Here is a 26,179-nt window from a genome sequence, read left to right as displayed (position 1 = left end):
GTCCGGGTCGTCCCCTTCAGGCGTTGGCCAGCTTGCCACGCGAGCGGTCCTCGGCCTGCGCGACCAGCATCTTGCGCACGGTCTCGACCAGGTCGGTCTCGCGCACGGTCTCCTGCGCCGGGCGGCTTTCGCGCCATGTTACGTTGTCGGTGATTTCACCTGAAAGACGCTTGCCCTCGATGAGGTCCTTGATCTGGATCTCGCCGTTGGCGCGCTCCTCCGAACCCTGAATGATGGCCAGCGGGCAGCCGCGCTTGTCGGCGTATTTCAGCTGGTTGCCGAACTTCTTCCAGTTGCCCTGGTACATCTCGGAGCGGATACCGGCCGCGCGCAGCTGCTGCGTCATGGCCTGATACTTCGCAAGGGCGGCCACATCGCCATCCATGACGGTGACCAGCACCGGCTCCAGCACCTCGGCCACATCGAGCTTGCCGAGATTCTTCAGCGCGCTCATCAGGCGCGAGACGCCGATGGAGAAGCCGGTTGCCGGCACGTCGCGGCCGGTGAAACGCTTGACCAGACCATCGTAACGGCCACCGCCACCGACGGAGCCGAACTGGACGACCTCGCCCTTCTCGTTGGTGACCGGGAAGGTCAGCTCGGCCTCGTAGACAGGGCCGGTGTAATATTCGAGGCCGCGCACCACCGACGGGTCGATGCGGATGCGGTCGGCGCCATAGCCGGCGCCGCGCACCAGCTCGGAAATGATCTTCAGCTCGGTGAAACCATCCGAGAGGGCAGCGTTCATCGGGAGGGCGGCGAGGCCCGGGGTCTTGAAGGCAAGCGTCTCGCCCTCGGCCAAGAGCGCCTCGAGCGACCCGGATTCCAGGATCTCGATGATCGCGTCGATGGCTGCCTGAGGCAGGCCGGCGCCCTTGGTGAAGTCGCCGCTCTCGTCCTTGCGGCCCTCGGCCAGCAGCAGGCGCACGCCGGGCGAACCGAACTTGTCGAACTTGTCCATGGCGCGCAGGACGGTGAGGCGCTTTTCGTTGTCCGCATCCGCGCCGAGCCCGATGGCTTCCAGCACGCCGTCGAGAACCTTGCGGTTGTTGACGCGCACAACGTACTTGCCCTTGAGGCCAAGCGCATCAAGCGTATCGGCGAACATCATGCACATCTCGGCGTCGGCACCGACGCCAGGCGCGCCGACGCTGTCGGCGTCGAACTGCATGAACTGGCGGAAACGGCCGGGGCCGGGCTTCTCGTTTCGGAACACCCAGCCCGCGCGGTAGCTGCGGAAGGGCAGCTGGATCTCGTTGATGTGCTCGGCGACGTGGCGCGCCAGCGGCGCAGTCAGGTCATAGCGCAGGCTCATCCACTGCTCGTCGTCGTCCTGCACCGAGAACACGCCGGCATTCGGGCGGTCGGTGTCGGGCAGGAACTTGCCGAGGCAGTCGGTGTATTCGAAGGCCGGGGTCTCGATCGGCTCGAAGCCGTAGAGTTCGTAGACGCCCTTGATCTTCGCGAGCATATGCTCGCTGGCACGGATCTCCTCAGCCGACCGGTCGACAAAGCCGCGCGGCAGCCGCGCCTTGAGTTTCTGGGACTTCGGATTGGACATGGGGATCACGGTACTTTCAGGAAAGATCAACGGGCTGGAACGCACCATAGGCTGCGCACCGGCTGCTGTTTCCTAGACGAAACAGGGGGGGCGGGCAAGGCCGCGGGGAGCCAGGTTTTTACGCGCATGGTCCGGGGAACTGGCTGGCCGCCGTCAGCCGTTGTTCGGGCCCAGCGTGTCGAACACCGTTTCGATGGCCTTGAGCTGGTTGGCCTGGAAGGCACGGCCGGCGGCAAACCAGTCGTCGAGAATGGAGGCAGTCGCCGCGCTTGTCTCGGTTGCTGTTTCGGCGGCTGCTTCAGGAGGAGTTAGACCTGGCTGGGCGGTGGTCTCAGGTCCGCCGGTCCGCGCAGCCCTTGGCGTCATCCGGAGAGCGGGCGGCGTGGACAGCGCAGCCGGACGCAGGAACTCAGGCGTGGCGCTGGAAGCTGAACTGTCCCCGACGCCGAGAAAACTGCTCCAGAAGGACTGCACCGCATCGGCATAGCCGGCCATCATGGTCGCCGGTGTCGGCACGGGCTTCGGGCGGCCTCTGGCATAGCCGGCCATGAAGGCATCGAACAGATCGCGCGCCTGACCTTGCAGATAGGGCCGCGCCACCTGGCCCATGGCGAGGGTCGCGGCCACGGGCATCAGGGCTGTCACGGCATCTTGCTGCACCCCCGTGATCCGGGCCACCTGATCGGCCACCGCCTGTTGCATCGGGGCCGGACCGAAGAACCAGTTCGTCGGCGCCGGTGAGGATCCGAACGAAAACATGTCAGCCTGCGGCTGCGCTGCCTGTCCCTGCAGGAGACCCAGGAAGCCCTGCATGGCTTCGGGGGCTGAGGTTGTATGCCGGAGGCCGGAAAAGGCCGCCGGCAGCAGGGCCCCCATGGCCCGCGTGATATCAGCGTCCTTGAGACCGAACTGGAGCCGCATGGCCTCGACCACGCTGCCCGGATCAAAAGAGGAAAACAGTCCGCTCGGGTCGCTCATGCTGCCTCACATCGGAATCGCATTGTTCCTCATGATCGGCCTTCGCGCCCGTGCGGTCAAATGGCCTCTTTTCTCAATAGGCATAGTCCTGATAGGCGCGCGTGACATCGCCGCCCCAGACGCCGTGATACCGGTCGAGCATCAGGTCTGCCGGGGACTTGCCAAGGGCGAGGCACTCCTCGATCGATGCCAGATGGACGCGCTCGTCCTGTCCGCCATCGTTGAGGCGGGCCCGCCGCTTCAGGCCCTCGCGTGAGAGGGACAGCATCTCACGGGCGAGATCCAGCACGGTCCCGCTGCGGAACGGGGTTTGCAGGCCGTGGATCGGCACGTCATTGCGCAGGGCAAGCCGCTCGGCCTCGGTCCAGCCTTTCACCAACTGCCAGGCGTCCTCGAGGATGCCCGCGTCATAGAGCAGGCCGACCCACAGGGCTGGCAGGGCGCAGATCCGGCGCCAGGGGCCGCCGTCGGCACCGCGCATTTCCAGGTACTTCTTCAGCCGCACATCCGGGAACAGGGTCGAGAGGTGGTTGTTCCAGTCGCCGATGGTCGGCAGGCCGTCCGGCAGCTGGTCCTTCAGCGCACCGTTCATGAACTGGCGGAAGGTGGTGGTGGTTGCCTCGAAGTAGGTGTCGCCACGCTTGACGAAATACATCGGCACGTCGATGGCCCAGTTCACATAGGCCTCGAAGCCGAAGTCCTCGTGGAAGGCGAAGGGGATCGGGCCGGAGCGGGCGTTGTCCGTGTCCTTCCAGATCTCGGCACGGAAGGACTTGAAGCCGTTTGGCTTGCCTTCGGTAAAGGGTGAATTGGCGAAGATGGCGGTGGCGACCGGCTGCAGCGCCAGACTGACGCGCATCTTCTTGACCATGTCTGCCTCATCGGCGAAGTCAAGGTTCACCTGGATCGTCGAGGTCCGGTACATCATGTCGAGGCCGAGCGTACCAACCTTCGGCATGTAACCCGACATGATCGCATAACGCGACTTGGGCATGACCGGGATGTCAGCGCGTGACCAGGTCGGGGTGAAACCGAGGCCGAGGAAGCCGATGCCCAGGGGCTCGGCGATCTCGTTGACCTGCGCCAGATGGGCGTTGGTCTCGCGGCAGGTCTGGTGCAGGTTGTCGAGCGGGGCGCCCGACAGCTCAAACTGCCCGCCCGGTTCAATGGAAATGGCGCCGCCCGCGACCGGGTCAGCCAGGCCGATGATGTGACCCTTGTCAGTGATCCGCTCCCAGCCGAGCAGGCCTTCCATGCCGGTCAGCAGGGTCTCGATGCCGCGCGGGCCGGCATAGGGCACCGGGGACAGGTCTGCCTTGTAGAAGGCGAATTTCTCATGTTCCGTGCCAAGACGGAACTGATCCTCCGGCTTGGAACCAGACGCAAGATGGTCGGCCAGTTCCCTGACGCCGGTGATCGGCGTGGTATCAATGGTGTCGCGGGCCATTTCGGCGTCTCCGGCAGCGGGTCGGGGCGGCACAATAGCCGGGCCACGAACCCAGAACAAACACGTAGTTTCACAAATACGAGAACAGCAGCCGGCGTGATGTCAGCGCCAGTCGCCGAGGGTTGCCTGAACCACGGCCAGTGCGGCCACGGCGGCCGTATCAGCCCGAAGGATGCGCGGCCCGAGCGGGATCGGCGTCACAAAGGACTGCCGGCGCAGGAGGGTACGTTCGTCCTCCGAGAAGCCGCCTTCTGGCCCGATCAGCAGCGCCAGCGGGCGCTGGCCTGCGGCTTTCAGCGCTTCCAGGGCCTGCAGCGGGTTCTGGCTCGCCTCGCCCTCGTCGCAGAAGATCAGCTGCCGGGTTGCGTTGTCCGCGCTCCATCTGCCGATCACATCCGCAAGGGCGCGCGGTTCGCACACCTCAGCCAGTTGCAGGATGCCGCATTGTTCGGCCGCCTCGATGACGTTGGCGCTCATGCGCTCGGTGTTGACCCGTGTTGCCTGGGTGTGGCGCGTGAGGACCGGCGACAGGCGCGAGGCCCCCATCTCGACGGCCTTCTGCACCATGTAATCAAGCCGGGCATGTTTCAGCGGGGCAAAGAGATAATCGAAGTCTGCGGCCATTGGCTGTGGCCGTGTCTGTTCGGAAGGCACAAGCGCGCAGGTCTTGCGGGTCGGGGTCTCGACCTTCGCCCGCCATTCCCCGTCGCGGCCGTTGAACAGCAGCACTTCATCGCCTGCGGCCAGGCGCAGCACGTTGAGGAGGTAGTTGCTCTGGTCCTTGCTGGCGGCGACGGCTTGGTCGCCAGCCAGGGGCGCGTCCACGAAGAGACGCTGCATGCGGAATTCATAGCGGGGCATGGCAGGTCACGGGTGTCGTTGAAAAGGGCAGGGCAAGGGGCGTCAGAAGCGGCGGCCGCCGCCCGTCGGGGGAAACGGGCGGCGGGTCGGATCAGGCCTTGGCCGGGTCCGTTGCTGTCGTAACGGCATGGGCCGAAGGTGCGTGGGCCGCGGGAGCGTGGCCGGCGGGCGAGGGAGCATCCTCGTCCGCGTCATGCGCGCGGTCGCCATGGCCGATATACATGTAGAACATCGGCACGACGAACAGGGTGAACAGCGTTCCAACCGACATGCCGGCGCAGATGACGAGGCCGATGGAATAGCGGGCGGCTGCGCCCGCGCCATCGGCGAGCACCAGCGGCACGACGCCCAGCACCATGGCGCCGGTGGTCATCAGGATCGGACGCAGGCGCTCGCGCGCGGCCTCGACGATGGCCTCCAGCTTGGTCATGCCATGCAGCTCGCGCTGAGCATTGGCAAATTCTACCATGAGGATGCCGTGCTTGGTGATCAGCCCGACCAGTGTGATCATGCCGACCTGGGTGTAGATGTTCAGCGTACCGGCCCCAAGGAATAGGGGAACGATGGCGCCAAAGATCGACAGCGGCACGGACATCATGATCACGAAAGGATCGCGGAAGCTCTCGAACTGCGCTGCCAGCACCAGGTAGATGACGACGACGGCAAGGGCGAAGGCAACCAGGATCGTGTTGCCTTCCTTGACTTCGAGGCGTGACTGGCCGGCATAATCCTCGAAGAAGCCTTCCGGCATCTCCTCGCCCGCGATCTGCTGCAGGGTGGCGAGGCCGTCACCGGTCGTCACCGACGGCATCGGCAGGGCCGAGAGCGTCGCCGAATAGAGCTGGTTGAACTGCTCGACCGAGACAGCGGTAGCATCGGTCACAATGGTCACCACCGATGACAGGGGCACCATGGCGCCGCCCTGGGCCCGGACATAAAGCTCGCCGAGGAGTTCCGGGTTCATGCGGAAGTCCTTGTCGACCTGCGGAATGATGTCATAGGCACGCCCGTCGCGGTCGAACTTCGACACCGAGCCATTGCCGACGAGAATATTCAGCGTCTGGCCGATGGCGGAGATCGGCACACCCAGGGCTGCCGCCCGGTTGCGGTCGATCAGGATTGTCGCGCGCGGCTTTTCGAAGGACATCGAATTCTGCACGACGATGAACTGCCCGGAGGCCATGGCCTTCTGGCGGATCCGCTCTGCCACCTCATAGACCTGCTCGGCCGATCCGGTGGACTGCAGAACGAACTGGATCGGCAGGCCGCCACCGGAACCCGGCAGCGACGGCGGAGAGAACACAAAGGCCTCGACCCCGGCCGACTTGCGCAGACCGGCCTGGACCTGCTGCTGCACGTCCTTCTGGCTGACCTCACGGTCCCCCCAGGGCTTCAGCACCCAGATGGCAAAGGCCGAGTTGGTCGCTCCGGTTCCAACGATCTGGAACCGCGCCTCGACGCCCGGGACGTCGTCGGTGAGAGCGTAGAACTGGTCCGTATAGAGCTGGGTATAGTCCGAGGTTGCATATTGCGGGGCGTTGACCACCGCGAACAGGGCACCCTGATCCTCTTCCGGAGCCAGTTCCGACGAGGTCTTTGTGAACATGTAGCCTGTGGTGCCCATCAGGCCCAGGACGAGAAGCAGCATCGCCGGCTTGAACCGCAAGGAGGAAAGCAGCCGTCGACCATACCAGTTGGCAAGTCCCGTAAAGACCTTGTCGACGAACTTCTGGAACCTGGACTGTTCGGATGACAGCAGCCGGGCCGACATCATCGGCGACAGGGTCACCGCGACGAAGCCCGAGATGAACACGGCGCCGGCTAGGGTGAAGGCGAATTCGCGGAACAGCGCACCGGTCAGGCCCGATGCAAAGCCAATTGGCGCATAGACCGCTCCAAGCGTGATGGTCATGGCCACCACGGGCCCGAAGATCTCCTTCATGCCGACGATCGCCGCCTGCAGCGGTTTCAGGCCCTCTTCCAGATGGCGGTGGATGTTCTCCACCACCACGATGGCATCATCCACCACAAGGCCGATGGCCAGCACCATGGCCAGCAGGGTCAAGGTGTTGAGCGAATAGTCGAGCCCCCAGAGGAAGAAGCACACGCCGATCAGCGACAGCGGGATTGTCACGATGGGAATCAGCACCGCCCGGAAGGAGCCGAGGAACAGCAGGATCACGAGGATCACGATGACCACGGCTTCACCGATGGTCTTGAACACTTCCTCGATGGAGGCGCTGATGAACTCGGTCGAATCATAGACGACATTCAGCGACATGCCTTGCGGCAGGTTTTCCTGCAGCTTCGGCAAGGCCTCACGCACGCCCTGGGCTGTGTCGAGCGGGTTGGCCGACGGGGTCGGCATAATGCCGAGGAAGATGCCGCCCTGGCCATTGAACGACACGCGCGTGTCGGTGCTCTTCGAGCCGAGTTCGGTACGCGCCACGTCCCGCAGCCGCACGACGTCGATGCCGTCCGAGCGCACCGGCAGGTCAGCAAAGGCCTCCGGAGACTGCAGCGTCGTCTTGGTTTCGATCTGGTAGGCGAAAAACTCGTTCTCTGTCTTGCCCGGTGCCGACAGGAAGTTGGCCTGCTGGATCGCGGCCAGGACCTCGGCCGCCGTCACATTGCGCGAGGCGAGCCGGATCGGGTCGATCCAGATGCGCATGGCGAAGGTCTGCTCGCCAAGGATCTGGGCGTCGGCGACACCGTTGACGATGGTCAGCTGCGGCTGGATCACACGGGAGGTGAACTCGGTGATTTCCTGCGGCGACATGACGTCAGACAGGACGGACAGGTACATGATGGCGAAGGACTGGCCGGTGCCCTTCTGGATCACCGGATCTTCCGCTTCCGTCGGCAACTGCCCGCGCACCTGCTGCACCTTGGAGATGATCTCGGTGAGGGCTTTGTCCGGATCCGTGTTCAGCTGCATGTGCACTGACACGGTGGACAGGCCCAGGGTGCTCGAGGAGGAGACGTAGTCGACGCCCTCGGCCGAAGCCACGGCCTTGGCAATCGGCGTGGTGATAAAGCCCTGGACGAGATCCGAACTGGCGCCGACGAAGATCGTGTTCACCGTGATGACGGTTTCCTCGATCTTCGGGTACTGGCGGATCGACATGTTCAGGATGCCCTGCGCGCCCATCAGAAGGATCAGCAGGCTCACCACCGTCGACAGCACGGGCCGTCGGATAAAGATCTCGGAGAAATTCATGGTCTCAGCCCCCGATCTTCATCTCGGCCGGGGCCGGGTTGACCGTGTTGTCGATCACGACCGGATTGCCGACGGTCAGCTTGTTCTGGCCGGCGCTGACGATGATGTCGCCGGCAGTCAGTCCTGTCTTGACCTCGATCCGGCCACCGAACCGGCGACCTGGCGTGACGAACACCTGGCGGACAATCTGCTGCTTCGCCGTCGCCTCGCCATCTTTTGCTTCCTCGACGACCTTGAAGACATAGGCACCGTAAAGGCTCTGCACCACAGCGGTCTGCGGCAGGGCAATGACATCCTGTTCGGTCGGCAGCACCACACGGACGAAGGCAAACTGGCCCGGGTAGAGTGCGCCGTCAGTGTTGTCGACCTCGGCCTGCAGGGAGATCAGGCGTGACTGCGGATCGATCTTCGGATCGATGCCGGTGATCGTGCCGGTGTGCGTGTAGTTTCCTTCGTTGAGGCCGAGCTGCACAGACTGGCCGATCTTGACCTCAGTGAGTTGCTGCTCGGGGACGGTGAAGTCCACCTTCATGATCTTGAGGTCCTGCAGCGTGGCAATGGCCGTGCCGGCCGGAACATACTGGCCGACATCGATGCGCGAAATGCCGATGGTGCCGGAGAAGGGCGCCACGATCTGCTTCTGGTTGATGGCGGCCTGCACGCGCTCGAGCTGCGAGCGCGATGCGTCGAGCGCAGCGGTCGCGTTGTCGAGGTTGGACGTGGAGTTGAAGCCGCGATCGGTCAGGGTCGAGGTGCGCTTTAGGGCCTGGCTGTCACGTTCGACATTGGCCTTTGCCGCGATCAGGTCGGCCTGCTCGGTCTCGTCGTCGAGTTGCACCAGGAGCGTGTCCTTGGTCACCTCCTGGTTGGACGTGAAGAGCACAGACTTGACGATCCCCGATGTGCGAGCTGGGACTTCGACGCCTTGTCGGGCCTTGACCGTACCGATCGCCTCGATGCCCGGTGTCCACTCTTCCGGCTTCACATCAACTGTGGAAACTGTCACCGGCGGCCGCGGCTGCTTAAAATAGGCAGCGATCATCTGGTCCTTGAAACCGACGAACCAGAAAGCGCCATAGCCGAGACCTGCAACGACGAGAAGGGCAAGGAGAAAACGAATGATCATGGAACCTGGCCATGCGGCTGAATGCGCCGCGCAAGAGAGCAAACCGGGCACCCGGACGGGCACGCGATCTTTATAACAGAGTGGAACGACAGACACGACACAGACGTGAATCTGCGCATATGGGTCCGATCCAGACTTGCTAACTTTACCGTCTGGACGGTAAAGTCAAGTGTCGTTCCGCATCAGAAGTACGCAAACATTGCCGGCCTGCACCTGCCGGTCTGCATATTTCGATGTGGGAACGCGCTGTGATGCAGGGTGCTAGGACGGGACATGTCCCTGGGAAACAGGCAAGGTAGAGCGTGACGAGCGAAACAGGCAGGGCATCGGGAAAGCGGATCCCCCGCAATCGGGAACAGACCCGTGAGCGGCTGGTCGATGCTGCCATGGATGTTGTGTTTGAAGATGGCGCCCGCCGCTTGTCGCTGGATGCGGTTGCCGAGCGCGCCGGCGTGTCAAAGGGCGGGCTTCTGTATCACTTTCCGTCAAAGTCCGAATTGCTGCAGGCCATGGTCGCCCGTCATCTGGCGCAACTTGCCGAGGCCATCCGCGCTGCCCACGCCGATCTGACCCGGGACCGGCAGCCCAATGCCCTGATCCGGGCCTATCTCACCGCCGTCTCGCAGGATCTGTGCATGGAGACCCAGGCTCCCATGGGGCTTGTGGCTGCCATTGCCGAAGAACCCGGACTGCTCGAACCGGTGCGCCTGCACAATGAGCGCCTTCTTGCCGAACTGCGCGCCACCAGCGAGACCCCTGATCTGGCGGAACTCGCCTTCCTCGCGGTTGAGGGCGTCTGGTATCTGAAACTGTTCGGCTTGAAGCATTTCAGCCAGGCTCAGCTCGAAGCCCGGCTTGAGCTGTTTTCCAAGCTCCTTGCGGCACCGCCGAGCTGCTGCTCGTCCCCCTGCTAGGACGCGCCAGACAGGGGGCGCGACTCACGGTCTTGTTTCTGCCGTTTCGAACAGGAAGGCCGGCGGGCGGTCGAAGGGCGAGCCCAGCATGGCAAGCCACAGGCTGGTGGCAATCTTCTCCGCCTGACGGATGACGACAGTTGCCGCTTCGGGGTCGGAGAAGACCTGGTGCGCCGTCGAACGGAACAGGTCCAGCCAGAGCCGGAAGTCGTCGCTCTCGACTTCGCCCTTCATCTGCATGTGCGCCGGAACGGGACGGCCCTTGTACTCGCCGCTCTTGAGCAGCACGGAGGCCCAGAACAATTTCATCTTGTCGAGATGGACGTCCCAGTGACCGGCCATCCGGGCGTCGAAGATGGGGCCAAGGCGAGCATCGGCCTGGATGCGCAGATAGAAGCTGTCGACGAGTGTGGCGATGTGCTCGCGGGTGATGGACCCATGCAGCGGAACGCGCTGGACAGCGGGGCGGATGTCGACTTGTTCCATCTAATGGCTTTCTGCTGCTGCACTCGGCGGACGATATCAGCCTACCGGTCGCCAGCGGACCTGGCGAGCAGGAACAGGGCTTCGCGACAATGCGCCGCTCGGCCAGATCGAACGGCAGACAGGAGGCCAGAAGCGCGGCCAGACGGGCTCTGCTTGCAAAACCCGGCCTTTTGGCTATGTTCCGCGCGCAATTGGCCAGTGGCCTCCCCCTGGCGGCGAGGCCTTTCAACGTGACGAACGGACCGTCTCCATGGAAGTGAGTTCCCTGCATCAGGCCGGCGCGGCAACTGCCCCGGCCCCGGCCGGATCCATGGTGGTTCCTGAACTGACGGTCGTGCTGCCCACCTACAACGAGCGCGCCAATGTGCCGCTGATCGTTGATGCGCTGAAGAAGGCTCTTGCGGGGATTGCCTTCGAGGTGGTTTTTGTCGACGACAACTCGCCCGATGGAACGGCCACCGCAGCCCGTGAGATCGCAGCGACGGATCCGCGCGTGCGGGTCATCCGCAGGGTCGGTCGACGCGGTCTGGCGGGCGCCTGCATCGAAGGCATGTTGTCCTCCTCCGCTCCGTTTGTCGCGGTGATGGATGCGGACCTGCAGCATGACGAAACCTTGCTGCCACGGATGCTGGCGGCGCTGAAGGCCGGCGACGTGGACCTGGCAGTGGCAAGCCGCAAGGCCGAAGGCGGTGCCATCGGCGAGGGCTTGTCGAAAATCCGCGCGGCCGGCTCCAACCTTGCCAATGCGCTGGCACAGAAGCTGCTGAAGGTGACGCTGAGCGACCCGATGAGCGGGTTCTTCATGCTGCGCCGTCCCATCGTCGACGAGCTGGCGCCGAAACTCTCGGCGCAAGGCTTCAAGATTCTGCTCGACATCGTGGCGAGCGGCGAAGGCCGCCTGCGCATCGTCGAGTTTCCCTTTGTTTTCCGCGAGCGGCGCGAGGGCGAGAGCAAGCTCGATACGCTCGTGACGTTCGATTACCTGGGTTTGCTGGTGTCTAAATTTTTCGGCGACCTCGTGTCGGTCCGCTTCCTGATGTTCTCGCTGGTGGGGGCCAGCGGTGTGCTGGTGCATCTGTTTGCGCTGCGTGGCTCCATGCTCGGGCTGGGGCTTGATTTCAACGTGGCGCAGACGTTGGCGACCTTTGTCGCGATGACGACCAATTTCGCGCTCAACAACCAACTGACCTATCGGGATCGCCGCCTCACCGGCCTGGCGATGCTCCGCGGCCTCTTGACCTTCTACGCAGTGTGCAGCGTCGGGGTGCTGGCCAATGTCGGCGTCGCCAATCTGATCTACGAGAACGAGCCGGTCTGGTGGCTGGCCGGCACGGCCGGTGCGGCCATGGGCGCGGTCTGGAACTACGCCGCCTCGTCGGTGCTCACCTGGCGCAAGGCATGAGCGGCCCGTACCCTGGCGCCGCCGCGCACCGTCATGGCGGCGGTGACCTGCCGGCCTGGCTGGCGCCGCGGTTCGTGCTGGGGGTGGTCGTTCTTCTGACCGTGTTCCGTCTGTGGAGCGCGGACAATGCCGGACTGGTCGAGGACGAGGCCTATTACCGGCTCTGGGGACTCTACCCGGCCCTTGGCTACTATGATCATCCGCCGATGGTCGGCTGGTGGATCTGGCTCGGCCAGGCGGTGGCCGGTGACACGGCGCTGGGCCTTCGGCTGATGGGGGTCTTGTCGGCGGCCGTTGGATCGCTGGCGCTGTGGCGGATGGCGGACATCCTGTTTGACCGCAAGGTCGCGGGCCTCTCGGTGCTGTTTCTCAATGCGACGCTGCTGGTCGGCATTGGCGGGATCCTGATCACGCCGGATGCGCCCTCGGTGCTGTTCTGGGGTCTGGCGCTTTGGGCGCTGGCGGAACTGCATGTGTCCGGTCGGGCCAACTGGTGGCTGGCCGTGGGCCTGTTCGCCGGCTGCGGCCTGCTGTCGAAATACTCGGTGCTTTTCCTTGGCGTTGGCATCGTGCTGTGGCTGCTGGCCGTTCCCACGGCCCGGCGCTGGCTCCTTTGCTGGCAGCTTTGGGCAGGCGGTGCGCTGGCGATTGCCGTGTTCGCCCCGGCGCTTGTCTGGAACCACGCCCACGACTGGGCCTCGTTCTACAAGCAGTTCGGCCGTGCCGGCCGCGGCGGCGGCTGGACGAGCAAATACATGTTCGAATTCATCGGCGCTTTTGTGGGCCTGCTCAATCCGCTGATCGCGGTGCCGGCCGTCGCCGGTGCCGGGCTGCTGGCGCGGCGTCTGCGGCACGACAACGGGGCGGCCGGGCTGCTGCTTCTGACCTCGCTGCCGTTCCTGGCCTATCTTCTGTTCCATGCGCTGCACTCGCGGGTGCAGGGCAACTGGCCGGCGCCCCTGTTCCCGGTTGCCTGCGTGATGGCGGCGGTGTTCATCAGCGGCCAGACCGGGCGGATCTGGCGCGGGGTCGCGATTGCCGCGATCGGGATCGGGTTGACGCTTGGGATCGTGGTGCAGTTGCACGCCGTCGATGCCTTTACCGGCCGGTTCGCGCGCAAGGATCCGACATTCCAGCTGCGCGGCTGGCCTGAAATCACCGGCGAGGTCGAGCGGATTGCGGCGCAGGAAGGCGCGGCCTATGTGGCGACCACCGGTTATGGCCTGACCGGCCAGTTGGCCTATGGGTTGCGCCACGCCGGCCTGCCGGTCAACCAGCTCACCGAGCGCATCCGCTATGTGATGATGCCCCCGCCCGACCGGGAACGGCTGGCAGCGACCGGGCTCTATGTCGCAGAAGCCCGCCGCGATGAAAGGGTCAAGCTGGAAGCACTTTACGGGGAGGTGACGCCCGTTGCGACCCTGACCCGAAGCGTATTGGGAACGCCGCTCGAAGATCTGGTCGTCTACAGGCTAGCGAATCCGGTGCGGGTCCCGCTTGAGCCGATCAACCCGCAGACGTGGCTTTCCGGCAACGCACCCTGACAGGGGTAGCGCGGCTCCTGGACCTGAACCTGCAGAAATCATTGCCTTTTCCCCTGGAAATGCCGTAGTCAGAAAGGCAGGGGTCTCGCAGCGGCATGCGAGTGGGGGCAGACATGAAGCGGATCACGCTTGCGGCGGTCGACTATGGCCTTGCCTTCGGTATCGACCGGGCATTGCGCGATCTTCTGTCGAAGGGCCGACTTAGCGCTGTCGGCTGTCTTGTCGCATCTGACCTGTGGACCCGCGAATACAAGCCCTTGCGCGAGGTGGCCGACGAGGTCGGCGGACATGGCCTGGTCGGGCTGACGGCCGTGCTCAGCGGGCCAGGCCTCAAGCCTCAGAGCCAGCGCTGGCTGTCGACGTTCGGCGAGGCCTTCAAATCTCCAGCCTGGTATGCGCGCAGGTCTGTGACCGGGCTTCTGCCAGATGAAGTGATTGTCGCGGAACTTGAGGCCCAGATTGTGCGGTTTCAGGACTATTGGGGCGCGGCGCCGCAATTCCTCACCCTGCGCAACGGCCTGATACGCCATCGCCCGGTGGCGCGGCTGCTGCTGGCGGCGCTGGAGAACCAGTCTGTCGCCCCCCTTCCGCTGCTGGTTTACCCTCAGGCCGATGGCTGGGAAGCGCGGCGGTTTGCCCGCTTCGCGGCGCGGCACGGTCTTGACACGCTGCCCTGCGGACCGCGGCTGCCGGATCTGGAGGACGAGGCGGCGTTGCAGGCAGCATTGCGGCTGCATTTCGATGGATTGCCGGACAGGGCAGTGGTCGTCTGCCGGCCCGGGGAAGCCGATGACCGCCTGCGCCGGCTCGAGCGGCAGACGCAGGTGGAACAGCGCGAGGTGCAAAGGCGCGTGCTGGCGAGCCAGACGTTTTTCAATACCCTCGCCGAGAAGGACATCTTTCTCTACTGACCCTGCAAACGAAAAAGCAGCCCGCGGGGAAGGGCTGCCTTTCGTACCTGTCCTTTGGACGGACGTTGGAGGAAGCCGGAGGTCTGTTGCTTCCCTGCTTGTACATATAGGCCGAGTTTGAGACAGTGCACGTGATACAGGTCACAGAAGTGCGGGGCCGGCACTCCTGACGCTGGCCGATGACAGACGTGCTGTGGGGGCATCAGCCGTGGCGGATCTCGCTGGCTTTCTGGAAAACAGTTTCACCTTGCAGGGCCTGCCCTGCGAACTTGCAGACGGGCTCAGCAAGCTGGCGCGGCCGATGAAGGTCAATGCGGCGGCGATTCTGTTCGAGGCGGGGGATCCCGGCAATGGCTGCTATGCCATTCTGGAAGGGTCGCTGAAGGTGTCGATCCTCTCGGTCGAGGGGGACGAACAACTGCTGGCCGTGCTGGGGCCGGGCGATCTGGTCGGCGAACTGGCGCTGCTGGATGGCCGACCGCGCTCGGCGACCGTCTCGGCCCTGAAGGCCGCGCGCCTTGCCTTCATCGACAAGCAAGCCTTCGAGCGCTTCGCCGATGAAAACCCGCAACTTTACCGGCATATGCTGTCGATCGTCGGCAAACGGCTGCGCCATTCCAACGACGTGCTGGCGGCCCGCTCGTTCCTGCCGCTGCCGGGCCGGGTGGCTCAGACGCTGCTGCAATTGTCCGAGACATTCGGCAAGCCGCTCGACAACGGCCGTATCCTCATCCACTACAAGCTTAGCCAGTCGGAAATCGCCAACATGGCGGGAGCCGCGCGCGAGAACGTCAGCCGCGTGCTCAACGACTGGAAGCGGCTTGGCACGATCACCCGGATCTCTGGCTACTATTGTCTGGAGAGACCGGAAATCCTGCAAAAGGCCGCAACGCTCTGAGCCTCCCCCCGATCAAGACACCTCAAATGGAGATCTGCCGTGGCCGTGGCCGCTGATGAAACCGAAGCCCCGAGCGGCGACCTGACCCTGCGCACAATGGCCATGCCGGCCGATACCAACGCCGCTGGCGATATTTTCGGCGGCTGGGTGCTGTCCCAGATGGATCTGGCCGGCGGCATTGCCGCCGGACAACGGTCCGGATGCCGTGTGGTGACCATTGCAGTCGACAAGATGAAGTTCATCCGGCCGGTGCATGTGGGCGATGTGCTCTGCGTCTATTCGCGCGTCGGCCGGGTCGGGCGCACGTCGATGGAAATCAACCTGGAAGCCTGGGCGTTGCGCCACAGGTTTGGCCGCCGGGAAAAGGTCACGGAAGCCACCTTCACTTTTGTGGCCGTGGATGACGACGGCCGGCCGGTGCCGGTACCGCCGGAAGGAACCGCAGTCGAATAACGGCCAGTTGGGGCGCGGCTGGCCGGCGCCCCTTCACTGGCTCTGTCGTGGCTGTGGCGAACTGGTGCGCAGCCGCTACCGGTTACCGGGGCATGCCCCGGCAACATCTGTCGCCCCGCATCGCTTTGCAGCGTGCAATGGAACGGACTTGATCTGGGAAAAGGGTCTGGTGCGGCTTATCCGCGAAGGATCTGCCGGGCGCGACGCTCGAGATCGGCGTAGAGATTTTCGTCGATGGCTTTCGAACACCCGGAGTTCCACAGGGACATGAGCCCTTCAATCCGGGTCTTGCGCATCTCTGAGGTCAGCGGCGCATGGGGACGGCGCAGGACTGAGCGCAGTTTGAACTGGCGCAGGCGCTGCAGGACATAAAACTCCGAGGTGGTCAGCTGGTCATAGGCGGGAAAAACGCCCAGGTCAGCCGGCTGCACCCCGGAAACGACAAGGAGGGGAGAAACGGTCATGGCCTTACTCTCGTTCGACATTAAAAAATCCTCCATCGGTTGCCCGAGGAGGACTGGCGCATTGTAGTACCGGACCGCTTGGTTGCCGGAAACGAGTTTCCAGCCACATCCCTCTGCGGAGACCACCTTGCCCGGCCGGGCAGGTTGGCGAGGGCGCCAGCCCTACTCTTGATGATGGGGCGCTTATGCCATGAGTACTGAGTTGGGTCAAGAACTTCACCGGGCCACATCCTCAAGCTTTTCTTGAGCCTTGCCCGAGCTGGTCAACAACTCCTTAACGTCGCCAAGCCACTTTCAGACAATTCGACCGGCGGGAGGACTGGCGCATGGGTGGTGAACAGGCGGGCAAGCTTGGGCTGTTTGATCCGGCGAAGCCTCCGGCGGCCATGATGCTGGCGTTTTGCGCCTGTTATGTCGACGTCATCTGCGTGCTGGGCCTGTTTCACACCTTCACTGCCTTTGTCACCGGTACGCTTGTGGTTCTGTGCACGGAAATCTTCACCTTGCCGGATGATGCAAAGCTGAAACTCGTTGTCCTTGCGACCTTCTTCGCGGCAACGCTTGGATGGTATGAACTGGTTGTTCGTCTCAAGGCGGCCGGCCGCCTGCGTCTTGCCCCGCTGTTGACGCTGGAGGCGGCGATCCTCCTTTGCTTCATGCTGGTCGCCCTGCTGGCTGGGCCGCTGGAGCACCCGCTTGCAATGGCGACCATCGCTGCTGTCGTGATCTCGACCCTCGCCATGTCGCTGCAGAACGTGATCATGAGCGAGCTGCTAAGCTACCATGCCCCGACCACTTTCATGACTGGCAACACAATGCGGCTGATAGCCGGACTGGTGTCCGGCTGGCTCGCGACAACCCCCGCGGCACCGGACCAGGTCACCGATGCGCGGGCGCGGGCGATCCAGCACGCGCAGGTCATCCTGGCCTTCGTCAGCGGGGGGCTGATGGCCGGCTTCGGCATGATGCATCTCGGGTTCTGGGCCCTGCTGCTGCCGGTTGTGATCCTGTTGGTGATGGCTGCAGCGCAGCGCCCGGAATTGGCCCCAGGCTGAGCGGTCCGCTTTGTGCCTTCATGGCGTCACAGCCGCGCGTAACGCGCGTCTCCACTCATGACCCTGTCCAGATCGGGAGGCGCAACCTCCCGCAGTCATGAGGACCCGCCCATGCCGGCACAAGACGACCCCAGCCTGATGATGATCAACGCAAACAACGCCGGTTTCGGCACGGTACGCCTCGAGCCGGCGGCGGATGCCGGAGATTATCTCAATCACCTCGCTTTGACGCCGGCGCAGATGCCAAGCGTCTATTATGGCTCGGCGATCAGCAACAACACGCTGCGGCTGCGGCCGCTGCACGAGCATGGCTTTGTTGCAACCACGGCCGGCACGCGGCTGTATTTCGCGGTTGCTGGTCTGCTGGGCGATATGCAGAACCCGCGCAACGCGCTGTCGAGCAGTTGGGAGGCGGTGGCTGACCCGGTCTACAAGAGCAAATACTATGTCTATGTGCGGCTGGGAGTTTCGGGAACCGATTTCGCGCAGACCCTGGCGGCCCTTCAGAACGTTGCCCAGTTGATCACGACCGACGAACTGGTCAATGCCAATGCAGCCAGCAATGTGACCGGCCTGACCCGCGTCGTCTATGTCACCGCAGGTGATCTCGCCGGCACGTTCTGGGCCTTCAAGCGCTCCGGCTGGAAGAGCGCCTTTTTCGGCAGCGATGTCAACAAGCGCTATCGGCCCCTGTGCCTGATGGATTTCCCCATTGCCGCCAACCAGGTTGCCACGGCGCAGGCGACCGGTAACAACTTTGGGAACGCCCTGGCCCTGATCCCGAACGACCGGGCGAATGTGCATGTCGGCCACAGTCTGATCGATGTCAACAACCTCCGCGCCTACTATCAGGCGCAAGTCTATCCCAGTCCGGCGGGCAATGTGGCAGGTGGCACGATTTGGGCGAACTTCACCCGGCTCGGCACTTTCCAGCAGCGTGCTTCCTATCCGGGCCTGCACGGGGTGGCGGTCACTGGCCCGATGATCCAGGCCGGGGACCAGTATTATCCGCGCGACTATTTCCGCAGTTTCCCGGTCTACAACCGCAATCTTGCCTCACTGCAGGTGACGGCAAACCAGGCTGGCGTGATCGCCGCCATGATCAACGGCTTCGTGGCTGCCTGAAACAGACCTGAAACAGACCTGAGACTGGCCTGAATCCGGGCCATAATGTCTGGCTCAGTAATGCGGCGGCTTGTCGACGCGGTGGGTCGGCAGGCCGCTTTCCACCAGTTCCTCGATCTGGTCGGTCATGTCCATCAGCTTGCGCGTCAGCCGGTCGATCTGCTTGCCCTGCTCGATGACAACGGCATTCAGCTCGTCAATCGTGTGATTGGCGTGGGCGAGGTCGATTTCCAGCTTCTCGATCCGCTCTTCGATCATGACGGCTCCCGCGTGTTGACTTGATTGGACCGCAAATCGCCTACGCCGAATTCCATGTCAGGACAAGATGGGGAAAGCGTTGGATCCGACACCGGATCCCGGCAGACCAGGCCCCCATCCGAGGAGCATGCAAGGATCCACCCGACGGAACGATGCGGATGTTCCATTTCCCCATCAAGGCGCGCAGCGACTTGGGACGGAAAACCGGCGGATGACGAAAATTTAACTTCGCGCTGCCTCTTGCCCGCCCATATTCAGGATCACGCCATTGTTTCGAGCGCGCGCAGCTGCTTCGGCTGCGCCAGACCGGGAGACCGAGATCCATGCGGATGAACGCCGCCTTTCGCCGTTGCCTTGCCGCAACCCTCCTGTCGGCTACCCTGCTGTCGCCGCTGGCCCCTATCGCCCTTGCGCAAGGTACCGAGCCGGCGCGCATTGCAGCCAATCTCAGCCACTTCACGCTGCCCAACGGGCTTGAGGTGGTGGTGATCCCGGATCGCCGCGCGCCGGTGGTCACCCATATGATCTGGTACAGGGTCGGGGCTGCGGATGAGCCGGCCGGTCAGTCCGGTGTGGCGCATTTCCTGGAACACCTGATGTTCAAGGGCACCGAGACACGACCCAACGGCGAGTTCTCGGCAACGGTTGCCAGCATCGGCGGCCAGGAAAATGCCTTCACCAGCAACGATTACACGGCCTATTTCCAGCGCGTGGCCAAGGAACATCTGCCCCTGATGATGGAACTGGAAGCCGACCGGATGCAGAACCTCGTCCTCACCGACGAGGTCGTTGCTCCGGAACGCGATGTGGTGCTGGAGGAACGACGCATGCGGGTCGACAGCGATCCGTCCTCGCGCCTGCAGGAGGCGCTCTCGGCAGTGACCTATGTCAACCACCCCTATGGTTCACCGGTGATCGGCTGGCAGAGCGAGATCGAGGCGCTGAACAGCAAGTCGGCCATCGACTTCTACGACCGGTTCTACACGCCCAACAATGCCGTTCTCGTGGTCGCCGGGGACGTTGATGCCGATGAGGTGCGCAAGCTCGCCGAGGCGACTTATGGCCAGGTGGAGCGCCGGGCAGAACCGGAAGCCCGTCTGCGCCCGGCCGAGCCCCCGCTCGCCGGCCGCCGGTCGGTGCATCTGGAAGACGAGCGTGTGCGTCAGCCGACGGTTTCCTGGACCTGGCTGGTTCCCAGCCAGGCGACGGGCAAGGCAAACGAGCCGGAAGCGCTGGAACTGCTGGCGCAGATCCTCGGCGGCGGGCCGACGAGCCGGCTGTACCAGTCGGCATTTCTCGACAAGCAGATTGCCGTCAGTATTGGCGCCTATTACCTCGACACCGCGCTCGATAACACCCGTTTCATGCTCTATGGCTCACCACGTGGCGAGGCGACCCTTGCGGACCTTGAGGCCGAGTTTACAGCAGCGATCCGTGACATTGCCGCAAACGGCATCGGCGAGGACGAACTCAAGCGGGCCAAGCACAGCCTCGTTTCCTCGGCGATTTATGCGCAGGACAGCCAGATGGGTCTCGCCCGCCTGTTTGGGTCAGCCCTGACCAGTGGCCAGAGCATCGAGGACGTCCAGACCTGGCCGGCCCAGATCTCTGCCGTGACCGCTGCCGACATCCAGGCAGTTGCAAAAGCCTATCTCAGTGCCGACCCGATTACGGGCTATCTGACGCCGCCGGACCAGGATCATCTCCTGAAGCCTTCGGCCAGCGTCGTCACGCCGGCCGGACAAAAGTCCTGACCCTGATCCCGAGAAGGACCGCCCCATGTTTCATTCCCTTGATTTTCTGAAGCGGCCGGCCCGCATCGCCTTTGTCGGATCCGCGCTGCTGATCGCCGGTGGTTGGCCGGCACTGGCCACCACAATCCAGCGCGTTATCAGCCCCGGCGGCGTCGAGGCCTGGCTGGTGGAAGACCAGACCCTGCCGATCATCGCCGTCAACTTCGCTTTCAATAACGGATCGGCGCAGGATCCTGCCGGCAAGGAGGGCGCCGCCTCGCTGATGGCTGCCTCGCTCAATGAAGGGGCGGGCGATCTCGATTCGGCTGCTTACCAGGCGCGGATGGAAGAGCTGGCGATCAGCGTCAGCTTTGACGCCGGCAGTGACCAGACCTATGGCAGCTTGCGCACCCTGACTGGCACGCGCGACGAGGCCTTCGAGATGCTGCGCCTTGCTGTCAACGCGCCGCGCTTTGATGCAGATGCAGTCGAGCGTATGCGGGCGCAGATCCTCGCCAGCCTGAAGCAGGCCGAGGAGGATCCGGATGCGGTTGCCTCGCGCAGCTTCATGGAAGCGGCCTTCCCCGGCCATCCCTATGCCCGTCCGGGCGATGGCACCCTTGAAAGCATGACCGCGCTGACGCCCGAGGACCTGAAGGCGCAGCGTGAGAAATTGTTCGTTCGTGAAGGGCTGGTGATCGGCGTTGTCGGGGCGATCGACGCCAAGACGCTGGCACCGTTGCTCGACACGGTGTTCGGCGCCCTGCCGGAGAAAGGCAGCCTGCCGCCGGTGGCCGACGTGACGGCGAAGACCGGTGAGCGCATTGCCCGGACCATGGATGTGCCGCAGACCACGATCCTCATCGGTGTGCCCGGCCTGAAACGCGACGACAAGGACTTCCAGGCGGCCTTTGTCATGGATCACATCCTGGGCGGTGGCAGCTTCACTTCGTGGCTCTATGAAGAGGTGCGCGAGAAACGCGGCCTTTCCTATGGGGCGGGGTCCTCTCTCGTGCCCTATGCCCGCACCGGGCTGCTGTTCGCCTCGGCGGCGACCCGTGCGGACCGGGCCGGCGAAACGCTGGACATCATCCTGGCGCAGTTCCGCCGGATGGCAGAAGAAGGCCCGACGGAAGAGGAACTGGCCAAGGCCAAGGCCTTCCTCACTGGCTCCTATGCCCTGCGTTTCGACACCTCCAGCAAGATCGCCCGGCAACTCGTTGCCCTGAAGACATCCGGGCTCGGCATCGACTATTTCGACCGGCGCAATGCCGAGATCGAGGCGGTGACCCTCGATGACGTCAAGCGCGTCGCCAAGCGCCTGCTGGAAAACGCGGCACCTCTGGTCGTCACCGTCGGCCCGGCTGCCAGCTGAGCGAAAGCGGTGACAATCTCCCATGAACCCACGCATCTAGGCGTGCGTTCATGGGGCCGAAAGCCGCTTGGCGAGCAGGCGTCATTCCGGACGAGCGCCAGCTCAAGCCGGGACCGGAGAGTCGAGGTCTAGGTTTTTCAATTTGTCAAAGTTGGAAAGGCCATGGCTCACCGGTCCCGGGTCTCCGCTTCGCTGCGCCCGGGATGACGACGGAGGAGGGGCATCCGCAAACTGGTCCTTCCAGATCACAGCCGCCCCAGCAGCGCCGCCGTCGGCCAGCCGTCGGCGGGCAGGCCGAGGCGGGATTGTTCGGCTTGTACGGCCGCGCGTGTTCCCGAACCCAGGATACCGTCGACCTTGCCGACGTTGTGGCCCCGGGCGGCGAGCTTCGTCTGCAGCGCTTTCATTTCGTCCACGGAAAGACCCGTCTCCGGTGAGCCCGGCGTGAGCTTGGGGGCGCCGGCGAGGCGCGTGGCGAAATAGGCGGCGCTGGTCGTGTAGACGAAGGACTGGTTCCAGCGCAGATAGATCGAGAAATTCGGGAAGACGAGGAAGGCCGGCCCCTTGCGGCCCTGCGGCAGGATCAGGCTGGCCGGAAGCGAGGGGGAGGGCAGCTTCGCCCCGCGCGACGAAACCCCGAGCCTGGACCAGTCGGCGAGCGTCTTTTCCCGGCCAAGGCCGGTCTCGGCCCAGGGAAGGTCGGCAGGAACGGCAACCTCGATCAGCCAGGGCTCGCCCTTGCGCCAGCCGAGCGAGGCGATGAATTTTGCGGCGGTCAGGATCGCATCCGGTGAGGATGTCTTGAGGTTGACATGGCCATCACCGTCGCCATCGACGCCGTGGCGGATGATGTCGTCGGGCAGCATCTGCACCTGACCGATTTCACCGGCCCAGGCCCCGGTCGTCGTGGCCGGATCCAGATCGCCATGGGCGATCATGTGCAGGGCTGCAATGAGCTGCGGCCTGAACAGATGCGGCCGGCGGCAGTCATGCGCCAGCGTTGCCAGGGCGTTGAAGGTGTTGAAGTCGCCCTGCACCGCGCCAAAGTCGGTCTCCAGGCCCCAGAAGGCGGTGATGACCGCAGCCGGTACGCCAAACTCCTTGTCCGCCCGCTCGAACACCTTGGCGTATTTGGCCATGTTGTTGGCCCCGTGTTTCAGCCTTGCCGAGGAGACGGAGCGGGCCGAGAATTCGAGGAAGGTCTGGCGAAAGACGCCCTGGCCGCGATCGCGGGAAATGACCTGCTTGTCGAGACGTGCCTGTGCCAGGGCCCGTTCTGCGACAGTTGCCGGAACGCCGTCGGCCACGGCCTCGGCCTTCACGCCGGCGAGGAACGCCTTGAAGTCACCGCCGCACGGGGTATCGGCCTCGGCCGTGGCGGCGGACAGGAGCAGGGCCGACAGGCCGGCAACCAGCAGGCCGGTGTTGCGTCCAGCACGGCGCCTGGCATCCGGTTGGAGGGGCAAAGGGCACTGAAAAGCTGGGCGATGTGAAAAAGGCATGGCGGGCACCGTCAATCGCGCGAAAGTCATGCGCAGTTGACGGCACCCGGCCACACCCTGTCAACCGCAGCCAGCGGGGATGGCTGCTTGGTCCGGCCTCAAGCCACAGTCAGCTTGACGTCGATGTTGTTGCGGGTGGCGTTGGAGTAGGGGCAGACCTGATGCGCCTTGGCGACCAGATCATTGGCAGCCGCGCTGTCCATGCCCGGCAGGCTGACCTGCAGCGCCACTTCCAGGCCAAAGCCGCCTTCCGAGCGCGGGCCGATGCCGACGGTGGCCTGAACCGAGGTGTCGGCCGGCATCTTCACGCCCGACTGACCGGCGACGAACTTCATGGCGCCAAGGAAACAGGCCGAATAGCCGGAGGCGAACAGCTGCTCCGGGTTGGCGCCTTCGCCACCGGCGCCGCCAAGCTCCTTCGGTGTGGCCAGCTTCACCTTGAACGTGCCGTCCAGCGTTTCGGCTGCGCCGTCGCGGCCACCGGTTGCGCGGGCGGAGGTGGTGTAGAGAACATTCACGGGCATGAGACGCTCCTCTGACGGGACGTGATCTGAAGAAAATTTATCGTGTACGATTTAATCGCAAGCGATATATTGCTGATCGGGCGCTTGTTGTCAATCCATTGTCAATGGCTCGCGTGCGATCTATCTCTGGTGCAAAGGAGCAACGCATGAGCGACACAAAGGGTTCCCGCGAGACGTCTGCAGCGACGCCTGCCGCCGAGGCCACGTGCGAGGACCTCTTGAAGCTTGGAAACTTCCTGTGCTTCTCGGTCTATTCGACTGGCCATGCCTTCACGCGGGCCTACAAGCCCATACTCGACAAGCTCGGCCTGACCTATCCGCAGTATCTTGTCATGGTCGCGCTTTGGGAACATGACGGCCAGACCATCGGCGGACTGGGCAGCCGGCTCGGGCTGGAGTCCAACACGCTGACGCCACTGGTCAAGCGGCTCGAAGCGATGGAACTGGTCAGCCGTCATCGCTGCACCGAGGACGAGCGTCAGGTGCGGGTGCGTCTCAGCGACAAGGGAAGCGGACTGAAGGCGATGGCGGCAGGCATCCCGCTCTGCCTCGGTGCGGCGACCGGTTTGACCCACGAGGACGCTCGCAGGATGCAGGCCGATCTCGACCGCCTGCGCGAGGCGCTGGAAACCGCCGCGCCGCGCCTCTCTGAGGTTTTCGAGGCAACCCGCGCCAAGGGGTGAGGGGAACCCGGACTTATTGATGGTCCCGACAGGTCAGCGGCAACCGGTTGCCCCGGACCCGGCGGAGAGCGTGCCGCCACCAGATGAACCCACAACACCCGCGCGCGACCGGCAGCCCTGCGAGGCAGCCCCGGTTCCGATCTGGGATCCGTTGGTCGTGACCGATGAGCCTGCACCGGAAGCTGCCTTGCCCGCAGTACAGGTCTGGTAGGCAGTGTCATAGAGCCCCTGCCAGACGCGCGGATCCTGTGCCATGCTGCCGGCATAGGCCTTGGCCGCGCCCGTTCTTGCGCCCCTGTCGGCACCATTTTCCGAACCAAGCCACGCGCCACCGGAAACCGCACCTATGATGCCGCCCTCGACAAGCTTGGTCATTGCGTCCTTGTCGCCAACAAAGCGATCAGCGAAAGCCTTTGCCTCTGCGGCGCAGTCCTTCGGGCCGGAAGCCGAGCCTGCTGCGGCGCTGGACAGGCCAGTCTCGCAAACCAGAAGTCCCGTTCCGGTGGCAAGCAAGAGGGTGAGGACGGCAGCGGACATGCGCATGCGGGGTCTCCTGACAGGGTCCGGTTGCACTCTATCGCTGCCCGGTGCCCGACGGGTTAATGGCCGCGGGCAAGGGCAGCTGTTCTCGTCTTCCCCGGCTGCAACGCCTGCAGCGCCTCGACTGCCCGGGTGAACGAGGCCTTGCGCGCCGTATGGTCGTGGATCATGCCCGTCAGCATCACCTCATCCGGCCGGTAGCGCGCGATCAGCTCGCCGAGCTGGCGCTGCACCCGATCAGGTCCCCCGACCGCCGAGACGGACAGGGCCATGTCGACCATGGCCAGAACCGGCGGTTCGATAATGGAGGTGATGTCCTCCACGGGAGCGGGCAGGGGGCCAGGGCGCCCGGTTCTGAGGTTGGCGAAGGCTTGCTGCTGGGACGAGCGCAGGTAGGCGCCTTCTGCGTCATCTGCACCCGCCTGCACGTTGATGGCCATCATGAACCAGGGCTTGTCCAGATAGACGGAGGGCTGGAACCGGGAGCGATAGATCGCGACCGCTTCACCGAGCGCCTGCGGGGCGAAATGCGAGGCAAAGGCGTAGGGCAGGCCAAGGTGGGCTGCAAGCTGTGCGCCGTAAAGGCTGGAGCCCAGGATCCACACCGGCACATGCGTGTTCTGCCCCGGCACGGCGCTGACCCGTTGATCGGGTTGCGGCTTGCCGAGGTAGCCCATCAGTTCAACCACATCGGCCGGAAAATCGTCGCTGCTCTCCAGGCTGCGGCGCAGCGCCCGGGCGGTGACCATGTCGGTCCCGGGCGCACGGCCCAGACCCAGGTCAATGCGATCTGGATAGAGGGTGGCGAGGGTGCCGAATTGCTCCGCGATAACGAGCGGGGCGTGGTTCGGCAGCATGATGCCGCCGGCCCCCACCCGAATGCGCTGCGTGCCGCCGGCGACATGCCCGATCACCACGGCTGTCGCCGCACTGGCGATGCCGGGCATGTTGTGATGCTCGGCCAGCCAGTACCGGTTAAAGCCGAGCGCCTCGGCGTGCCGGGCAAGGTCCAGCGTGTTGGCAAGGGCATCGGCAGCGCTGCCGCCGGCGGGGATCGGCGAAAGGTCGAGAATGCTGTAGGGCAGCATGGTGCCTCCTGGAAAGCGTGGGTGGCAGAGT

Annotated in this window: 24 protein-coding genes and 1 riboswitch; of the genes, 11 read left to right on the top strand and 13 right to left on the bottom strand. The window is 64.3% G+C overall.

The features are described 5' to 3' along the window. Positions 1-16: 16 nt before the first annotated feature. The 6 genes from hisS to ACTIFE_RS14760 form a co-directional block, all read right to left on the bottom strand. Entirely contained in the window at positions 17-1,561 is a 1,545-nt protein-coding gene (hisS, locus tag ACTIFE_RS14785) for a histidine--tRNA ligase (protein WP_439529925.1), read from the bottom strand. A gap of 153 nt (positions 1,562-1,714) precedes the next feature. After that, a complete protein-coding gene (locus ACTIFE_RS14780) occupies positions 1,715-2,539 on the bottom strand; it encodes a DUF937 domain-containing protein (protein ID WP_439529924.1) in 825 nt (274 codons plus the stop codon). 73 nt (positions 2,540-2,612) lie between these two features. Further along, positions 2,613-3,986, bottom strand: a complete 1,374-nt coding sequence (locus ACTIFE_RS14775) for a glutamate--cysteine ligase (protein ID WP_439529923.1) — start codon at positions 3,984-3,986, stop codon at positions 2,613-2,615. Between the two features lie 102 nt (positions 3,987-4,088). Continuing rightward, entirely contained in the window at positions 4,089-4,847 is a 759-nt protein-coding gene (locus ACTIFE_RS14770; RefSeq protein WP_439529922.1) for a 16S rRNA (uracil(1498)-N(3))-methyltransferase, read from the bottom strand. 91 nt (positions 4,848-4,938) lie between these two features. Then, positions 4,939-8,067, bottom strand: a complete 3,129-nt coding sequence (locus ACTIFE_RS14765; RefSeq protein ID WP_439529921.1) for an efflux RND transporter permease subunit — start codon at positions 8,065-8,067, stop codon at positions 4,939-4,941. Between the two features lie 4 nt (positions 8,068-8,071). Further along, positions 8,072-9,193 carry an efflux RND transporter periplasmic adaptor subunit gene (locus ACTIFE_RS14760; protein ID WP_439529920.1) on the bottom strand — a complete coding sequence of 374 codons (1,122 nt, stop codon included), beginning with the start codon at positions 9,191-9,193 and terminating at the stop codon, positions 8,072-8,074. 302 nt (positions 9,194-9,495) lie between these two features. Between ACTIFE_RS14760 and ACTIFE_RS14755 the strand changes: the two genes are divergently transcribed. Next, positions 9,496-10,107 carry a TetR/AcrR family transcriptional regulator gene (locus ACTIFE_RS14755; RefSeq protein WP_439529919.1) on the top strand — a complete coding sequence of 204 codons (612 nt, stop codon included), beginning with the start codon at positions 9,496-9,498 and terminating at the stop codon, positions 10,105-10,107. Between the two features lie 24 nt (positions 10,108-10,131). On the opposite strand, the gene ACTIFE_RS14750 is transcribed toward ACTIFE_RS14755, so the two are convergent. Then, entirely contained in the window at positions 10,132-10,593 is a 462-nt protein-coding gene (locus ACTIFE_RS14750; RefSeq protein WP_439529918.1) for a group III truncated hemoglobin, read from the bottom strand. A gap of 310 nt (positions 10,594-10,903) precedes the next feature. On the opposite strand from ACTIFE_RS14750, the gene ACTIFE_RS14745 reads away from it, so the two are divergent. From ACTIFE_RS14745 to ACTIFE_RS14725, 5 genes are all read left to right on the top strand, one after another. Next, a complete protein-coding gene (locus ACTIFE_RS14745; protein WP_439529936.1) occupies positions 10,904-11,995 on the top strand; it encodes a glycosyltransferase in 1,092 nt (363 codons plus the stop codon). Further along, entirely contained in the window at positions 11,992-13,539 is a 1,548-nt protein-coding gene (locus tag ACTIFE_RS14740; RefSeq protein ID WP_439529917.1) for a glycosyltransferase family 39 protein, read from the top strand. The genes ACTIFE_RS14745 and ACTIFE_RS14740 overlap by 4 nt, the downstream gene beginning before the upstream one ends. Positions 13,540-13,652: 113 nt before the next feature. Next, on the top strand, positions 13,653-14,450 hold the full coding sequence (locus ACTIFE_RS14735; protein ID WP_439529916.1) for a ChbG/HpnK family deacetylase: 798 nt from the start codon (positions 13,653-13,655) through the stop codon (positions 14,448-14,450). Between the two features lie 208 nt (positions 14,451-14,658). After that, entirely contained in the window at positions 14,659-15,348 is a 690-nt protein-coding gene (locus tag ACTIFE_RS14730) for a Crp/Fnr family transcriptional regulator (protein ID WP_439529915.1), read from the top strand. 96 nt (positions 15,349-15,444) lie between these two features. Further along, on the top strand, positions 15,445-15,801 hold the full coding sequence (locus ACTIFE_RS14725; protein WP_439529935.1) for an acyl-CoA thioesterase: 357 nt from the start codon (positions 15,445-15,447) through the stop codon (positions 15,799-15,801). 176 nt (positions 15,802-15,977) lie between these two features. Here the strand turns inward: ACTIFE_RS14725 and ACTIFE_RS14720 are convergent, their stop codons facing one another. Beyond that, positions 15,978-16,286, bottom strand: a complete 309-nt coding sequence (locus ACTIFE_RS14720; RefSeq protein ID WP_439529914.1) for a hypothetical protein — start codon at positions 16,284-16,286, stop codon at positions 15,978-15,980. Between the two features lie 47 nt (positions 16,287-16,333). Then, positions 16,334-16,445, bottom strand: a riboswitch (SAM-I-IV-variant riboswitch). A gap of 146 nt (positions 16,446-16,591) precedes the next feature. Between ACTIFE_RS14720 and ACTIFE_RS14715 the strand changes: the two genes are divergently transcribed. Both ACTIFE_RS14715 and ACTIFE_RS14710 read left to right on the top strand, forming a co-directional pair. After that, on the top strand, positions 16,592-17,320 hold the full coding sequence (locus ACTIFE_RS14715) for a YoaK family protein (RefSeq protein ID WP_439529913.1): 729 nt from the start codon (positions 16,592-16,594) through the stop codon (positions 17,318-17,320). A gap of 111 nt (positions 17,321-17,431) precedes the next feature. Continuing rightward, positions 17,432-18,445 carry a hypothetical protein gene (locus tag ACTIFE_RS14710; RefSeq protein ID WP_439529912.1) on the top strand — a complete coding sequence of 338 codons (1,014 nt, stop codon included), beginning with the start codon at positions 17,432-17,434 and terminating at the stop codon, positions 18,443-18,445. 54 nt (positions 18,446-18,499) lie between these two features. Here the strand turns inward: ACTIFE_RS14710 and ACTIFE_RS14705 are convergent, their stop codons facing one another. After that, a complete protein-coding gene (locus tag ACTIFE_RS14705; protein WP_439529911.1) occupies positions 18,500-18,703 on the bottom strand; it encodes a SlyX family protein in 204 nt (67 codons plus the stop codon). A gap of 323 nt (positions 18,704-19,026) precedes the next feature. On the opposite strand from ACTIFE_RS14705, the gene ACTIFE_RS14700 reads away from it, so the two are divergent. Then, positions 19,027-20,457, top strand: a complete 1,431-nt coding sequence (locus ACTIFE_RS14700; RefSeq protein ID WP_439529910.1) for a M16 family metallopeptidase — start codon at positions 19,027-19,029, stop codon at positions 20,455-20,457. A 25-nt stretch (positions 20,458-20,482) separates the two neighbouring features. Further along, positions 20,483-21,811, top strand: coding sequence for a M16 family metallopeptidase (locus ACTIFE_RS14695; RefSeq protein WP_439529909.1), 1,329 nt, complete (start codon positions 20,483-20,485; stop codon positions 21,809-21,811). A 245-nt stretch (positions 21,812-22,056) separates the two neighbouring features. Here the strand turns inward: ACTIFE_RS14695 and ACTIFE_RS14690 are convergent, their stop codons facing one another. Together ACTIFE_RS14690 and ACTIFE_RS14685 are read right to left on the bottom strand one after the other, a co-directional pair. Further along, positions 22,057-23,277, bottom strand: a complete 1,221-nt coding sequence (locus tag ACTIFE_RS14690; protein ID WP_439529908.1) for a lytic murein transglycosylase — start codon at positions 23,275-23,277, stop codon at positions 22,057-22,059. Positions 23,278-23,411: 134 nt separating this feature from the next. Further along, a complete protein-coding gene (locus tag ACTIFE_RS14685; RefSeq protein WP_439529907.1) occupies positions 23,412-23,837 on the bottom strand; it encodes an organic hydroperoxide resistance protein in 426 nt (141 codons plus the stop codon). Between the two features lie 146 nt (positions 23,838-23,983). Here ACTIFE_RS14685 and ACTIFE_RS14680 point away from each other — a divergent pair, with 146 nt between their 5' ends. Next, on the top strand, positions 23,984-24,520 hold the full coding sequence (locus tag ACTIFE_RS14680; RefSeq protein ID WP_439529906.1) for a MarR family winged helix-turn-helix transcriptional regulator: 537 nt from the start codon (positions 23,984-23,986) through the stop codon (positions 24,518-24,520). A 33-nt stretch (positions 24,521-24,553) separates the two neighbouring features. Here ACTIFE_RS14680 and ACTIFE_RS14675 read toward each other — a convergent pair whose 3' ends face one another. Both ACTIFE_RS14675 and ACTIFE_RS14670 read right to left on the bottom strand, forming a co-directional pair. After that, positions 24,554-25,063: a hypothetical protein gene (locus tag ACTIFE_RS14675; protein ID WP_439529905.1), complete on the bottom strand. Its 510-nt coding sequence runs from the start codon at positions 25,061-25,063 to the stop codon at positions 24,554-24,556. Between the two features lie 56 nt (positions 25,064-25,119). Next, complete coding sequence (locus tag ACTIFE_RS14670; RefSeq protein WP_439529904.1) at positions 25,120-26,148, bottom strand: LLM class flavin-dependent oxidoreductase; 1,029 nt, start codon at positions 26,146-26,148, stop codon at positions 25,120-25,122. Between the last annotated feature and the right edge of the window lie 31 nt (positions 26,149-26,179).

This window comes from Pannonibacter sp. (assembly GCF_051860505.1).
GTDB lineage: Bacteria > Pseudomonadota > Alphaproteobacteria > Rhizobiales > Stappiaceae > Pannonibacter.
The sequence above is the reverse complement of the archived record's forward strand: the minus strand, read 5'-3'. Positions and strand labels throughout refer to the sequence as shown.

Excerpts from the sequence above, each read along its gene's own strand:
- hisS (WP_439529925.1), bottom strand. The coding sequence starts at position 1,561 with ATGTCCAATCCGAAGTCCCAGAAACTCAAGGCGCGGCTGCCGCGCGGC.
- ACTIFE_RS14780 (WP_439529924.1), bottom strand. The coding sequence starts at position 2,539 with ATGAGCGACCCGAGCGGACTGTTTTCCTCTTTTGATCCGGGCAGCGTG.
- ACTIFE_RS14775 (WP_439529923.1), bottom strand. The coding sequence starts at position 3,986 with ATGGCCCGCGACACCATTGATACCACGCCGATCACCGGCGTCAGGGAA.
- ACTIFE_RS14770 (WP_439529922.1), bottom strand. The coding sequence starts at position 4,847 with ATGCCCCGCTATGAATTCCGCATGCAGCGTCTCTTCGTGGACGCGCCC.
- ACTIFE_RS14765 (WP_439529921.1), bottom strand. The coding sequence starts at position 8,067 with ATGAATTTCTCCGAGATCTTTATCCGACGGCCCGTGCTGTCGACGGTG.
- ACTIFE_RS14760 (WP_439529920.1), bottom strand. The coding sequence starts at position 9,193 with ATGATCATTCGTTTTCTCCTTGCCCTTCTCGTCGTTGCAGGTCTCGGC.
- ACTIFE_RS14750 (WP_439529918.1), bottom strand. The coding sequence starts at position 10,593 with ATGGAACAAGTCGACATCCGCCCCGCTGTCCAGCGCGTTCCGCTGCAT.
- ACTIFE_RS14745 (WP_439529936.1), top strand. The coding sequence starts at position 10,904 with ATGGTGGTTCCTGAACTGACGGTCGTGCTGCCCACCTACAACGAGCGC.
- ACTIFE_RS14740 (WP_439529917.1), top strand. The coding sequence starts at position 11,992 with ATGAGCGGCCCGTACCCTGGCGCCGCCGCGCACCGTCATGGCGGCGGT.
- ACTIFE_RS14735 (WP_439529916.1), top strand. The coding sequence starts at position 13,653 with ATGAAGCGGATCACGCTTGCGGCGGTCGACTATGGCCTTGCCTTCGGT.
- ACTIFE_RS14725 (WP_439529935.1), top strand. The coding sequence starts at position 15,445 with ATGGCCATGCCGGCCGATACCAACGCCGCTGGCGATATTTTCGGCGGC.
- ACTIFE_RS14720 (WP_439529914.1), bottom strand. The coding sequence starts at position 16,286 with ATGTCGAACGAGAGTAAGGCCATGACCGTTTCTCCCCTCCTTGTCGTT.
- ACTIFE_RS14715 (WP_439529913.1), top strand. The coding sequence starts at position 16,592 with ATGGGTGGTGAACAGGCGGGCAAGCTTGGGCTGTTTGATCCGGCGAAG.
- ACTIFE_RS14710 (WP_439529912.1), top strand. The coding sequence starts at position 17,432 with ATGCCGGCACAAGACGACCCCAGCCTGATGATGATCAACGCAAACAAC.
- ACTIFE_RS14705 (WP_439529911.1), bottom strand. The coding sequence starts at position 18,703 with ATGATCGAAGAGCGGATCGAGAAGCTGGAAATCGACCTCGCCCACGCC.
- ACTIFE_RS14700 (WP_439529910.1), top strand. The coding sequence starts at position 19,027 with ATGCGGATGAACGCCGCCTTTCGCCGTTGCCTTGCCGCAACCCTCCTG.
- ACTIFE_RS14695 (WP_439529909.1), top strand. The coding sequence starts at position 20,483 with ATGTTTCATTCCCTTGATTTTCTGAAGCGGCCGGCCCGCATCGCCTTT.
- ACTIFE_RS14685 (WP_439529907.1), bottom strand. The coding sequence starts at position 23,837 with ATGCCCGTGAATGTTCTCTACACCACCTCCGCCCGCGCAACCGGTGGC.
- ACTIFE_RS14680 (WP_439529906.1), top strand. The coding sequence starts at position 23,984 with ATGAGCGACACAAAGGGTTCCCGCGAGACGTCTGCAGCGACGCCTGCC.
- ACTIFE_RS14675 (WP_439529905.1), bottom strand. The coding sequence starts at position 25,063 with ATGCGCATGTCCGCTGCCGTCCTCACCCTCTTGCTTGCCACCGGAACG.
- ACTIFE_RS14670 (WP_439529904.1), bottom strand. The coding sequence starts at position 26,148 with ATGCTGCCCTACAGCATTCTCGACCTTTCGCCGATCCCCGCCGGCGGC.